Genomic DNA, 13,482 nt, shown 5'->3' on the forward strand with positions numbered 1-13,482 from the left:
GATTCCTAGGTTTTGTCACCCTGCGGCTTCTGTCGGTTGGGATTGGGCCGCTCATGCTTGCGGTCGATGGATGAAATCACCCCGCGCAGCGTGCGGATTTCCTGGCTGGTGAACTGCCCCCGCGCCAGCATGGTGCGCAGATTGTTGACCACTGTCGGCCGCTTGTCCGGCGCGGTGAAAAATCCCGAGCGGTCCAGGGTATCCTCCAGATGCCCGAACAACCCAACCAGTTCCTCGCGCGGCGCTGTCTCGGCCATCGTGTCGCCGAACGGCAGGGCGCTGCCCGCAGCGCTATGCCGCCGCCACTCATAGGCCATCAGCAGCACCGCCTGGGCGATATTGAGCGAAGCAAAAGCGGGCTCAACCGGCAGCGTCACGATCGCGTCGGCCAGCGCCACTTCCTCGTTCAGCAGGCCCCAACGCTCGCGCCCAAACAGCAGCCCGGCGCCATGGCCGGCGCCAATATGCGCCGCCAGCCGCGTCGCCGCTTCTTCTGGGCCGAACACCGTCTTCTGCAAATCTCGCGAGCGCGCCGTGGTGGCATAAACCAGCGTCAAGTCGCCGATCGCTGCTTCCAGTGTCTCGAACACCCGTACCCGCTCCAGCACATGGTCGGCGCGGGACGCGGCGTTGATAGCTTCTTCATTGGGCCAGCCATCGCGCGGGCGCACCAGCCGCAAATCCCACAGTCCGAAATTGGCCATGGCCCGGGCAGTGGTACCGATATTCACACCAAGCTGCGGCTCGCACAAAATCACCGCCGGGCCTGGCGCTAGAACGATCTCGATCGATGAATCTGTGCCAGCCATGTCGCCTCATCCTGCGGATAGAGGCGCACATAGCGCATTTGCCGATGCCAACGCAAATGGATGGCTAGGCGACCCGGTGGCGCGGCGGCAAGTCCTTGACCTTCGTCGACCGCTGCCATTCACGATCGAGGATGGCGAAATGCAGCTCCTCGTCCCATTCGCCCTGGAACAGCGCGTGTTCGCGATAATGGGCCTCAAGCCGCATGCCCATCTGCTGCAGCAGCTTGATCGAATGGTGGTTGCGGCCGTCGCAGCGGGTGAAAATGCGATGAATGCGATAATGATCGAACGCCAGGTCGAGCAGCGCCGAAATCGCCTCATTGGCATAGCCTTGCCCAGAATAGCTGGGGTTGATGACGAAGCGGACTTCGCCCTGCCCCGCCGTCGCGTCGGACCAATGCAGCGACACGTGCCCGATGATCTGCTGGTCGCCCTTGCGCACCATGGCCAGCGTCAGGGTATCGCCCGGCCGCTGCAGGCTGACATGCCCGCGCATAATGTTGAGTGCCGCGGCAACCTCAGAGCTGTCGCGCGTCCGGCTGAATACATAGCGCTGCACTGTCGGCAGGGCGTGATACGCGGCTACACCTTCGATATCTCCGCGTTCGAACGTCCGCAGGATCAATCGATCCGTTTGCACCGGTAGAATGGAATTGGTCATGTTGGCACGATCCTCCCGCACGTCGTCGTAAGCCCAAGTCGAGAACGCGACCTCGGCTGCGGAAGTTCCTGCTGCGATTGGGAATAACTTGCTAAGCGGCGAGAACGAAATCGTTACCAGACCCTAGCGATCGCCCGCCATATCAGGCCGTGCCTGCCATTCACGGCGCAGGATGGCGTAGATGAACTCCTCGTCCCACTCGCCCTTCACGATAGAGTGCTCGCGGAAATGCGCCTCCCGCCGCATGCCCAGCCGTTCCATCAGGCGCGACGATGCCAGGTTGCGGGCGTCGCAGCGCGCCATCGCCCGGTGCATATCGCCGGGGCCAAAAGCCAGGTCCAGCAAGGCGCGCGCCGCCTCGGTGGCAAAGCCCTTGCCGTGCTGTTCCGGGTTAAAAATCCAGCCAAGCTCGCATTGCCGCGCCTCGACACTGCGCCAGATCAGCGAAACCTCGCCAATGAGCTGGCCGGTGGCCCGCTCGTCGACCGCCAAGATGATCTTGTCGTCATTGGCTTCCAGCGCCACCTGCCCGATACGCTGCTGCACCGCCATGGCGCATTCCTCGCGGCTCAGCGCCACGTCGAACAGGTAGCGGGCGACATCTTCGCGGCGGCGGTAAGCGTATACTGCCTCGACGTCGCCGCGCGTGAAAGGCCGCAACCGCAGCCGTTCCGTCAGCACCGGATAGTCCGGATAAAGCGTCATGCGAGCCCCCAAGTGTCGCGACGCACTTTTGCCAGTGCGCCGCGCAATTGCAAGGGCCGAAGGATTAGCCGGCGCGGCTGAACACCAGCGCGGCATTGACGCCGCCGAAGCCGAAGGCGTTGACCAGCACGTGGCGCACATCCTTGGCCTTGGCGGTATGCGGCACCAGATCGAAGCGGTTGGCGTCCTCGTCGGGTTCGTCAAGGTTGAGGGTGGCGGGAACCATGCCGTGGCGGATCGCCTCGATCGAAAAGATCGCGGCCAAAGCGCCGGCAGCGCCGAGCAGATGCCCAGTCGCCGATTTGGTGGCGCTGACCGCAAGGTCCTTGCCCCGCCCTTCGAATACCGTGCCAATCCCGGCGATTTCCGCGGAGTCGCCCACTTCAGTGGAGGTGGAGTGCGCGTTGACATAGTCGATATCTGCCGGCGTCAGCCCGCCCATCTTGAGCGCATTGCGCATCGCGGTCATCGCGCCCTCGCCATCGGGCGAACCGGACGTCAGGTGATAGGCATCCGCCGATGTGCCATAGCCCGACAGCACGGCCAGCGGCGTCGCGCCACGCGCCTTGGCGTGGCTGAGCTTTTCGATCACCAGAATCGCCGAGCCTTCGGACAGCACGAAGCCATCACGCTTGGCGTCGAATGGACGCGAAGCCTTGGTCGGATCGTCGTTATGCGCCGACGACAGCGCGCGCAACGCCCCGAACCCACCGATGGAGATCGGATCGACGGAGCCCTCGGCACCACCGACGATAGCCACATCGGCCTCCCCGGTCATGATCAGGCGCATGCCATCGCCGATCGCCTGGGCCGAAGCCGCACACGCCGTCACCGGCGCGCCCAGCGGGCCCTTGAAGCCGTATTTGATCGAAACCCAGCCCGCCGCCAGATTGGCCAGGAACGACGGCACCGTGAACGGCGACAGTCGCCGTGGCCCGCGCTCGGCGATCAACTGCGCCGCCTTGGCCATCACCGGCGAGCCACCCACGCCCGAGCCGATGATCGTCGCTGTCGCGCGGCGATCTTCGTCGGTTTCAGGCGCCCAGCCCGATTGAGCGATCGCCTCGGCCGCCGCGACCAGTCCATACTGGATGAACAGGTCCATCTTCTTGACGTCCTTGGGATCGACCGCCACCAGCGGATCAAAGCCCTCCGGGTCCTTGTCCTTGGTCGGCACCAGCCCGGCGATACGCGCGGTATAGTCAGTGGTATCGAAGCGGTCGTTGTGCACGATCCCGCTCTTGCCGGCGATCAGCCGCGTCCAGTTGGTCGCCACGCCGACGCCCAGCGGGCTGACAACCCCCATGCCGGTGACAACGATGGGATCATTCGGATCGGGCTTCAGCATATGGTTCTCCTGAACATGGGAAAGGATTGCGATCGACCGCTCTTGCGGTAATCAGATTTGGGGAAGTCTCTGCAGTCCGGCAATCAACGCGTTCATCGCGTCACCGCCAAGCAATGCGTTCATCTCGCTTTGCAGTCCACGCCAGACCGGCAAAAGCTTGGGCACCAGCGCGGCGCCCTCTTCACTCAGGCTGACCAGCCGTCCATTGCCCTTCTCCGCGTCACGCCCGGCGATCAGCCGTTTGCGCTCCAACAGATCCAAATTGCGCGATAAGGTTGTTCTATCCATGGCGATCGACTTGGCCAGGTCGGTGACCGATTGCGCCGGTCGGGTCGACATTGAGCTCAGAATCGTGAACTGAGCCGCCGTGACACCAAATGGACGCAGTTCGCGATCATAGCGCCGCGTCACGGCCCGTGCGGCCATGCGCGTGTTCAACAACAGACATCGCGAAAAATCATCCTGCATGGTCGCCATATAGTCGTGCATATACACGGCGTCAAGTTGAACGCCAGAACGGCAAGCCCCCATGCCGACCTAGCCTTTGCGCTTTCCCACAGCGATGCTATACGGGCGCGAAGCGGGCCGAGGGGCCTTTTGCAGGATTTCAGGGAGCTATTGAATGAGCAAAATCAAGGTCGCCAATCCGATCGTCGATCTCGACGGCGATGAGATGACCCGCATCATCTGGCAGGCGATCAAGGACAAGCTGATCCACCCCTATCTCGATCTGCCGATCGAATATTATGACCTGTCGATCGAAAGCCGCGACGCCACCAACGACCAGATCACCATCGACAGCGCCCACGCCATCCAGAAATACGGCGTCGGCATTAAATGCGCCACCATCACCCCCGATGAGCAGCGCGTTGAGGAATTCAAGCTCAAGAAAATGTGGAAGTCGCCGAACGGCACCATCCGCAACATCCTGGGCGGCGTGATTTTCCGCGAGCCCATCATCTGCACCAACGTGCCGCGCCTAGTCCCCGGCTGGACCCAGCCGATCATCATCGGCCGCCATGCCTTCGGCGATCAGTATCGCGCCACCGATTTCACCTTCCCCGGCAAGGGCACCCTGACCATCAAGTTCACCGGCGAAGATGGCAAGGTCATCGAGCACGAAGTGTTCCAGGCCCCCGGCGCCGGTATCGCCATGGCGATGTACAACCTCGATGCCTCGATCCGCGACTTCGCCTATTCGTCCTTCAACTACGCGCTCGATCGCGGCGTGCCCTGCTATCTCTCCACCAAGAACACCATCCTCAAGACCTACGATGGCCGCTTCAAGGACATCTTCCAGGAGATCTACGAGGCCGAGTTCAAGGAAAAATACGAAGCCAAGAAGATCTGGTACGAGCACCGTCTGATCGACGACATGGTCGCCTCCGCCCTCAAGTGGAGCGGCGGCTATGTCTGGGCCTGCAAGAACTACGACGGCGACGTGCAGTCCGATATCGTCGCCCAGGGCTTTGGCTCGCTCGGCCTGATGACCTCGGTTCTGGCGACGCCGGATGGCAAGATCGTCGAGGCCGAAGCGGCCCACGGCACCGTGACCCGTCACTATCGCCAGCACCAGGCCGGCAAGGAAACCTCGACCAATTCGACCGCCTCGATCTTCGCCTGGACGCGAGGCCTCGCCCACCGCGCCAAGCTCGATGACAACGAAGCGCTCCGCAAGTTCGCGCTGACGCTGGAAAAGGTCACCGTCGACACCATCGAAGAAGGCAAGATGACCAAGGACCTGTCCCTACTCGTCGGCCCCGATCAGCCTTGGCTCTCGACCATCGGCTTCCTCGACGCGATCGACCAAAACCTGCAGAAGGCCATGGCGTAAGCTTTTCGCTTTCGGACTATTTGGGCGGCGCATTGCGCCGCCCTTTTTGTTTGTCGCTGATGTCGCTAGGGTGAGTCCTCGCAGCAGGAGGCAGACATGGCTCAAGGCACCGGCACCAAAGACGACCCCTGGCTTCTCAAGACGCCGCCAGGCACCTCCGATATCGTGCTCTATCGCGCCCCCGACGCGACGCCACCGGCTTTGGTCTGCATCGCCGGCGGCACCGAGCTGCGCTACCATCTGCGCGCCATCGAAGACTATCACGCCATGCTCAAGGCCCATGGCGGCTGGATGGAACTGGGCAATGCCGACGAGCAGAAGCCTGCCAAGGAGGGCACGGTCGAAGCCTGGGCTCGCGCTGCCGATAACCCGGTCGGTGGCTGGTATGGCATCAAGAAGGGCCTGCGCGGCCGCTTCGCCAACTACGTCTCGCCGGTGCTCGAAGTCCTCGGCCTCGTCGAACTCGAACACAGCCCGCGCAACAATCGCGTCCGCGCCATCTGAGGCACGCACCTCATCACGCCAGCGTGAATTCATTCCGCTCGGGCCCTTGTGGCCGGGCAATTCGCCTCCGATATCCGGCTCTGGTCCAGGACCGGGCCAGCTTCGAGGGAGGCCAGTTTGCGCCAAATTTTACGATTTGCACTTGCCGGTTCGTTCGCCTTGGCCATGGCCGGCGGCGCCATGGCTGAGAGCCGCGATTTCGATTTGAAGGGGTTTACCAAGGTCGAAATCAATACCGGCATCAATGCCACGGTCACGCTCGGAGACGCATTTTCCATCCACGCCGAATCCGCCAACAAAGACCTGCTCGACAAGCTTGAAGTCACCCTTGACGGCGACACGCTGAGCGCCAGCGTCGATCAGAACTTTCTCGATTTCATCTTCAACGGAGGTGTCGTCGGCCAATTGCTCGGCGCCAATAATCTCACGCTGGCCATCACCCTGCCCACCCTGACCGGCGTCAGCGCCAGTTCCGCCGCCGATGTCGATGTCACCGGCGCCAAGGGCGATCTGGATATCAACGCATCGGGCGGCGCTGACCTCGCCATCACTGGCTCAGCGCTCGGTGCCGTTCGCGTCGATGCCTCCAGCGGTTCGGATGTCAGTCTGGCTGGCACCTGCACCAGCCTCACCGCCCAGACATCGACCGGCGCAGACCTCAAGGCCGCCGATCTGCAATGCGCCAGCGCAACTATCGACGCCTCCAGCGGCGGCGATGTCTCCGTATTTGCCAGCGCCAGCATTAAGGCCGAGGCCTCGACCGGGGCCGATGTCACCGTAGGCGGCAATCCTGCCGACCAAGCCCTGGACCGCTCCAGCGGCGGCGACATCACGATCGAAGACTGACGCCACACAAAAAGGGCGCCCCCTTGGGAGCGCCCTTCGATCTCGCAAAAACTGACCGCTACTTCTTCTTGCCCGTAGGCACTGCCGGCGCTGTCAGCGTGATCTCGTTGCGCTGTCCGGCAACAATTGTCACCGGCGTCTCGAAATCCACCCCCGCTGCATCGCGGCTCAGGATCACATAGTCGCCGGCCTTCAGCGTCGTCTCATAGCTGGGGCCGTAGCCATAGGAAAAGCTCTGGCGATTGCCCTTGATGTCCTTGGTGGCGCTGAGCAGTTCGACATAATTGTCAGCCGGCGTCGTCACCGCCAGCACGCCGGCATCGAGCACAATGGTCACGTCGGTCTTCTCGGCGGTTTTGACGCTGAACGGGATTTCGCCCTTGGTGCCGTCGAGCGTATAGGTCACCACATAGTCGCCCTGCGCCAGATCGAAGGTCTGGTCGCCGCCATAGCCGTAAGTCACAGATTTGCGCGTTCCGTCGAGGGCCGCCTTGGCTTCGAGCACTTCGAGATAGATGTCGTCCTCGACAGGCTGGCCTTCCACATATTCCGACTGGAACTGGGCAATGCCGGAGCCAACCACGATGTCCTTGTCCACCGTCTCGCCGGCCGCTGCGGTGAAGCTGTCCACCACCTTGGCCGCCCCGATGCTGACATTGAGCGTGATGTCCCCGGCCGGCACCACGGTATCGACTTCGCCATAAAACGTCGTCTGGTCCTTGGGCCACACCACATTGACCGTGGCGTCGCTATCAACATCGGCGCCTTCGCTGGGGCGCGGATGCACCTTGAGCACCGCAGCGTCGAGCACGAAATGCGGCTCGGCCACTGCGCCGGCCTTGATGGTCACATTCTGGCTGGCGATCGCATAGCCCATGGTCGCGGTGATGATGTAGTCGCCGGGCTCCAGCGTACCCTTGAAGGTCGAATAGTAGTCCATACCGACATACTCGCCCTGGCCGCCATCGGCCGCCACCTTGTACCAGGTCCAGACCAGGTCGGCCGCGTCATCGACGATGTCGGGCCCGCCCTCTGCCAGCGAGGCGCTTGGCTTGAAATTATAGTCGGCAACCGCCGGCTTCGGCTCTGGCGCAGGTTCGGGCGCGGGCTGCGCCACCTCGGCCACAGTCTCCGTCAGCGCCTGCACCAGCGAGGCGCCATCCTGCGCCGACAGGTACTTGCCGCCGGTGTTTTCCGCGAGGCACGCAACCTGCTTGCCCTCGTCATCCGACAGGCCAAACCCCAGCACGTGGACGGTAAAATCGACGCCCTTCTGCTCCAGCTCAGTTCCCAGCGCGCAGGGATCGACCTCGCAGGTCTCCAATCCATCGGTGATCAGGATCACCGTGGATTTCTCCTCGGTATATTTCAAATCTTCGGCCGCCAGCCGCACCGCATCCGACAGCGGCGTCATGCCCTTGGGATTGATATCGGCCACTGCCGCCTTGATCGCGTCGGCAGTTCCCGCCGCCGGCTCGACCAGCATTTGAATATCGCCACAATCGCCCTTTTTGCGATGGCCATAGGCCATTAATCCCAGCTCGACATCGGGTGAGATGGTGGACAGCACTGAGTCCAGCGTCTCCCGCGCGATGGTGATGCGCGCTTTGCCATCAATCTGCGCCCACATCGAGCCGGACGCATCGAGCACGATGATCGCCCGCTCGGCGGCCATGGCAGGCATCGCCAGTCCCAAGATTGCGACCGCGCCAACCAGAATTTTGTGAAGTAACCGCATGAGCGAAGCCCCTCCGTTCGCTTGTCTGTACGAAGACTGTAGTACATCACGCAATACACAGCATGCGCCGGCTGACGCCAAACTGAACACATCGTTCAGACTGCACCGAAACTATCAGACATTTACGAAATTTGATCGACGCCGCGATTATGACGTCGCGAACACCGGAACGCCACCCCTAGGCCGTCGCCACGATGACGTGTGCCTGAATTTTGGCGGCAACCGCGCCGTCGCCATGTCTGCGTGCGATCGCCGCCGCTGCGTAGTCGGTTGCAGCGTCCAGTTTGCCTGGGTCTCTGGCCTCGATTTCGGTACGCAGAACAGTTCCCTGGCAAAAGGCAATGGCCGGAATGCGCGGCGATGACGCCTGGCTTTGTTCGGCCCTCGTCTCAATCGCCACTTGGGCAAACCCCGCGTCTTCCAACTCGCGACGGATCAGTGCCGTATCGTGATAGCCATGCGGCGTGCGCGCCAAAAAGCGCGGCGGATCGTTCGGGAAAAACTCTGCGAGAGCATTCGTCACATCATCCGCAAACGCATTCTCCTCGATACGATCCCAAACGTTGAACAAAAAATGTCCTCGGGGCTTCAGGACGCGCCTTGCCTCGCGGTACGCAGATAAGCGGTCGGGAAAAAACATTGCGCCGAACTGACAGCAAACCAGATCGAATGTCCTATCCTCAAACGGCAGCGCCAAGGCATCCGCCTGACGCCATTCGATGCGACTGTTGGCAGCTTGTCGCGATGCGGCGTAGTCGAGCATCGGCTGGTTAAAGTCGGTGACCACATAGCGCGCGTTCAGGGACAATTTTGGCGCCAATACGCGGGTGACGACACCCGTGCCTGCGGCCGTCTCCAAAACGGCGCTCGGCGACAACGACGCCGCTCGTCGCGAAATATCGGCAGCGAACGGCTCGAAAATCAACGGCACCATATAGCGGTCGTAATTTTCCGGAATTGAGCCCGCGAACACCTTGTCCGTTTCCAGCATTGCTCTCACCCGCCATCCAGTGGATCGCCAGTAAGCCTAGCACTACTGGCTGTATCCCGCACGCAATCCAGTCGGCCGCGCGCTAATGAGCGCACGCCCCGTTTTCCAGTCGACGGCAATGGCCGTGCCGACTAGGCTGAAATCCTCGCCTGCTCTCTCCAGCCATCGGTGTCGTTATGCCCGTCGGGGTTCTGTTCGCTATCGGCGCCTATTCGATCTATTCGGGCGGTGATGCCATCATCAAAGGCTTCGGCACCACAATCAGCGTCTTCGAGATCGGCTTTTTCGTCGCCCTGTTCTCCCTGCTGCCGGCCCTGTTCGCCAAACCAAAGGCCGAACGCTGGCGCGACGCCTTCCAGTTGACCCGGCCCGCTCTGGTGCACTTGCGCTCGTTCAGCGGCGTCATGTCCTCGCTGTTGGTGACCTATGCCTTCGTCCACATCCCCTTCGCCGAAACCTACTCGCTGGTCTTCATGATGCCGCTGTTCATCACCGTGTTTTCGGTGGTCTTGCTGAAGGAAAGCGTCGGCCTCACCCGGTGGGCCATGTTGCTCATCGGCTTTTGCGGCGTGATGCTGGTGGTGCGCCCCGGCTTTCGCGAACTCGAACTCGGCCACATGGCGGCCCTGGCCTGCGCCGTGTTCGGCGCCACCACCACCACAGTCCTGCGCGTCGTCGCCGGCGACGAAAAGCGCGTCAGCCTCATCGCCCTGCCCGCGCTTTATCTTATCGTCGCCACCGGCGTGCTGATGCTGCCCGGCTTCGTCATGCCCAGCCTGGTCCAATTCGCCCTGCTGGCCCTCAGTGGCAGCCTTGTCGGCATGGGCCATATCCTGCTGATCGCCGCTACCCGCAATGCACCCGCCAACCAGGTCGCGCCAATCCAGTATATCCAAATCCTCTGGGCCATAGGGCTAGGCTCATACTTCTATTCTGAACATCCAGACGCACTGGCCTATGTGGGCATGGCGGTCGTCACCCTGTCGGGCCTGGTCAATGTCCTGCTTGACGGCGCCCGCGCCCGCATTGCCGGCCGCTATGCCGAATATCGCGCCCGCCAGGGCACATCGCCAACCGACATCGCCGAAGTTCAGGGACCGGAAATCTAACGCCACCAACAGCTTCGTCCTCGACGCCGTCGCTGCAATCTTGTATGGTAACGCTAATCCCCGCGTCCCTCCTGTATCCGGACTATTCGATGCCGATTGGCGTCATTCTTGCTTTTGTGGCCTATGCCAGTTTCTCTATGGGCGATGCGCTGATCAAGGCCATCGGTCCCGGTTTCACCGTCTTCGAAATCGCCTTCTTCACCACCAGTTTCTCGATCATTCCGCTCGCGCTCACGAACCGCCACGAGCGCTGGCGCGAAATGTTCAAGATGAAGCACCCCTGGCTGGTGCAATTGCGCTGCCTGACCGCGATCTGCGGCACCGCGCTCATCATGTACGCCTTTACCCACATTCATTTCGCCGAAACCTATGCCATTGCCTTCACCACGCCGATTTTCGTCACCCTGCTCTCGGTGCTGATCCTTAAGGAGCACGTGACGCCGCTGCGCTGGGTTCTGCTGCTGGTTGGCTTCGTCGGGGTGCTTTTGGTGGTGCGGCCGGGCTTCCGCGAATTGGGCCTCGGCCATCTCGCCGCCTTTGCCAGCACCCTGGTCGGCGCGGTGACCACGGTCATCCTGCGCCACATCGCGCCCACCGAGAAACGCGTCACCCTGGTCGGCGTCCTCGTGGTTTATTCCGTCATTTTTAACGGCACGATGATGCTGCATACCTTCGTCTGGCCAAGTTGGGAACAGTTCGGCCTCCTGGCGCTCTGCGGCGCCTTCGGCGGCTGCGGTGGGCTGCTGCTCATCGCCGCCACCAAGGTCACGCCAGCCAACCTGCTCGCACCGGTGCAATATAGCCAGCTGATCTGGGGCATTGTCCTCGGCGCCGCCTTCTACCACGAATATCCCGACGCCCTGGCGATCGGAGGTCTCTTCGTCGTCCTCGGCGCCGGCCTGATGAACGTGCTGAGCACCAAGACCAAAATCCGTTGGAAGCCGCGCGTCTTCTTCTACCGCAGCGGACTCTAGTTACGCCAAAGCCCGCACCGGTGAGGATGCGGGCTTCAAAATCTCTAGACCAGGCCTAAAGCGCCGACCGGATTGCCGCCATGGCTTCATTGGCCTTGCTGCCATCAGGGCCACCGGCCTGGGCCATGTCAGGTCGACCGCCGCCGCCTTGTCCACCCAGCGCGGCAGAGCCGGCCCGCACCAAGTCCACCGCCGATACCTTGCCGACCAAGTCTTCGGTCACGCCCACGGCCAGCCCGGCCTTGCCGTCTTCGGTCAGGCCGATCACCACGACGACGCCCGAGCCAACCTGCTTCTTGGTCTGGTCGACCAGGCCGCGCAAATCCTTGGGCTGCAGGCCATCGACGATACGACCGACGAAGTTAACGCCATTGATCGTCTCGGTTTCGGCGGACGGGCTATCCGCCCCGCCGCCCATTGCCAGCTTCTGGCGAGCATCCGTCAGAGCGCGTTCGGACTTCTTGAGCTGATCCTGCAAAGCGGCGATGCGATTGAGCACCTCCACTGGCTGAGTGTGCAACACATCAGCCACGCTGGCGACCAGATTGGTATTGGTGCGGGCGTGATGACGTGCCCCGCGCGCGGTCAGCGCCTCGATGCGACGCACGCCGGCCGCCACGCCGGATTCCACGAGCACTGAAATCAGTCCGATATCGCCGGTCCGGCCGACATGCGTGCCGCCGCACAGTTCGACGGACCAGCCCACTGCGTTGCCGGTTGGATCGCCCATCGAGACCACGCGGACCTCGTCGCCATACTTTTCGCCGAACAGCGCGCGCGCGCCCGATTGCTTGGCTTCCTCGACGCCCATCAACCGCGTTTCCACGCGTGAGTTCTGCAAGACGATATCGTTGGCGATATCCTCGATCTGCGCCATTTCCTGCGGACTGATCGGCTTGGTATGTACGAAGTCGAAGCGCAGCCGATCGGCCGAGACCATCGAGCCCTTTTGAGCGACGTGATCACCCAGAACGATGCGCAATGCCTCGTGCAGCAGGTGGGTGGCTGAGTGATTGGCACGAATAGCCGAACGGCGGCCGTGATCGACCACCAGGCCAAGCGGCGCACCCAGTGCTAGCGTGCCCTGCCGGACCGTAACCTTATGGCCAAAAACGCCATGGTTCTTGACCGTATCGGTGACGTCGGCGGCAACGCCTTCGCCCGAAATCGTCCCGGTATCGCCGACCTGCCCGCCACTCTCGCCATAGAAGGGCGTCTGGTTGAGCACGACAAAGCCATCCTCGCCGGCCGCAAGCGTCTCGACCATCGCGCCGTTGCGCACGAGGGCGGTGACGACGCCCTCCGCAACTTCGGTTTCATAGCCGAGGAATTCGGTCGGACCGACCTTGTCCGCGACGGCAAACCAGACCTTCTCCTCGCCGGCTTCACCAGAGCCGGACCAGCTCTTGCGCGCCTCGGCGCGCTGGCGCGCCATGGCGTCTTCAAAGCCCGTCAGATCGACATTAATGCCGCGCATGCGCAGCGCATCCTGCGTCAGGTCGAGCGGAAAACCATAGGTGTCGTAGAGCTTGAAGGCGGTGACGCCCTCCAGCATGTCGCCCTGCCCCAGGGTAGCGGTCGCGTCATCGAGCAGTTGCAGGCCGCGGCTCAGTGTCTTGAGGAAACGGTTTTCTTCGAGGCGAATAGTCTCCTCGATCATGCCCTCGCCGCGGACCAGTTCGGGATAGGCTTGCCCCATCTCGCGCACGAGCGTCGGCACGATGCGATGAATCACCGGCTCTTCGACACCTAACAAAGTGGCATGGCGCATGGCGCGGCGCATGATGCGACGCAGCACATAACCGCGCCCCTCGCTTGAAGGCAGCACGCCTTCGGCGATGAGGAAACTCATCGCGCGCAGATGATCCGCAATGACGCGCAGGCTCGGCGTCGCCGGGTCGCCGTTGAAGCCCGTGGCCTGCATGGTCGATGCGATCAGCGTCTTGAAGAGGTCGATCTCGTA

General features: G+C 62.3%; 13 protein-coding genes. 5 read left to right on the forward strand and 8 right to left on the reverse strand.

The annotated features are described in order from the left end of the window. Positions 1-5: 5 nt before the first annotated feature. The 5 genes from JWP26_RS13065 to JWP26_RS13085 form a co-directional block, all read right to left on the reverse strand. Positions 6-809, reverse strand: coding sequence for an RNA methyltransferase (locus tag JWP26_RS13065; RefSeq protein ID WP_299728226.1), 804 nt, complete (start codon positions 807-809; stop codon positions 6-8). Between the two features lie 64 nt (positions 810-873). Then, a complete protein-coding gene (locus JWP26_RS13070; protein WP_299728229.1) occupies positions 874-1,470 on the reverse strand; it encodes a GNAT family protein in 597 nt (198 codons plus the stop codon). 123 nt (positions 1,471-1,593) lie between these two features. Beyond that, positions 1,594-2,175 carry a GNAT family protein gene (locus tag JWP26_RS13075; protein WP_299728232.1) on the reverse strand — a complete coding sequence of 194 codons (582 nt, stop codon included), beginning with the start codon at positions 2,173-2,175 and terminating at the stop codon, positions 1,594-1,596. Between the two features lie 64 nt (positions 2,176-2,239). After that, entirely contained in the window at positions 2,240-3,523 is a 1,284-nt protein-coding gene (gene fabF / locus JWP26_RS13080) for a beta-ketoacyl-ACP synthase II (protein ID WP_299728235.1), read from the reverse strand. 51 nt (positions 3,524-3,574) lie between these two features. Continuing rightward, positions 3,575-4,012 carry a MarR family transcriptional regulator gene (locus JWP26_RS13085; protein WP_299728238.1) on the reverse strand — a complete coding sequence of 146 codons (438 nt, stop codon included), beginning with the start codon at positions 4,010-4,012 and terminating at the stop codon, positions 3,575-3,577. 133 nt (positions 4,013-4,145) lie between these two features. On the opposite strand from JWP26_RS13085, the gene JWP26_RS13090 reads away from it, so the two are divergent. The 3 genes from JWP26_RS13090 to JWP26_RS13100 all read left to right on the forward strand — a co-directional run bounded on the left by JWP26_RS13090 (position 4,146) and on the right by JWP26_RS13100 (position 6,707). Then, a complete protein-coding gene (locus tag JWP26_RS13090) occupies positions 4,146-5,357 on the forward strand; it encodes an NADP-dependent isocitrate dehydrogenase (RefSeq protein ID WP_299728241.1) in 1,212 nt (403 codons plus the stop codon). Between the two features lie 96 nt (positions 5,358-5,453). Continuing rightward, positions 5,454-5,861 carry a DUF6855 family protein gene (locus JWP26_RS13095; RefSeq protein ID WP_299728244.1) on the forward strand — a complete coding sequence of 136 codons (408 nt, stop codon included), beginning with the start codon at positions 5,454-5,456 and terminating at the stop codon, positions 5,859-5,861. Positions 5,862-5,978: 117 nt separating this feature from the next. After that, positions 5,979-6,707 (forward strand): head GIN domain-containing protein, encoded by a 729-nt coding sequence (locus JWP26_RS13100; RefSeq protein WP_299728247.1) that lies wholly within the window; start codon positions 5,979-5,981, stop codon positions 6,705-6,707. Positions 6,708-6,765: 58 nt separating this feature from the next. On the opposite strand, the gene JWP26_RS13105 is transcribed toward JWP26_RS13100, so the two are convergent. After that, a complete protein-coding gene (locus tag JWP26_RS13105; protein WP_299728250.1) occupies positions 6,766-8,445 on the reverse strand; it encodes a VWA domain-containing protein in 1,680 nt (559 codons plus the stop codon). A 178-nt stretch (positions 8,446-8,623) separates the two neighbouring features. Next, positions 8,624-9,436, reverse strand: a complete 813-nt coding sequence (locus JWP26_RS13110) for a methyltransferase domain-containing protein (RefSeq protein ID WP_299728253.1) — start codon at positions 9,434-9,436, stop codon at positions 8,624-8,626. A 176-nt stretch (positions 9,437-9,612) separates the two neighbouring features. On the opposite strand from JWP26_RS13110, the gene JWP26_RS13115 reads away from it, so the two are divergent. After that, positions 9,613-10,545, forward strand: a complete 933-nt coding sequence (locus JWP26_RS13115; protein WP_299728255.1) for a DMT family transporter — start codon at positions 9,613-9,615, stop codon at positions 10,543-10,545. 89 nt (positions 10,546-10,634) lie between these two features. After that, on the forward strand, positions 10,635-11,519 hold the full coding sequence (locus tag JWP26_RS13120) for a DMT family transporter (protein ID WP_299728258.1): 885 nt from the start codon (positions 10,635-10,637) through the stop codon (positions 11,517-11,519). A 55-nt stretch (positions 11,520-11,574) separates the two neighbouring features. On the opposite strand, the gene alaS is transcribed toward JWP26_RS13120, so the two are convergent. After that, positions 11,575-13,482, reverse strand: a 1,908-nt coding sequence (alaS, locus tag JWP26_RS13125; protein ID WP_299728261.1) for an alanine--tRNA ligase, incomplete at its 5' end; no start/stop codon positions are given.

This window comes from Devosia sp. (genome assembly GCF_028290435.1).
Classification (GTDB): domain Bacteria; phylum Pseudomonadota; class Alphaproteobacteria; order Rhizobiales; family Devosiaceae; genus Devosia.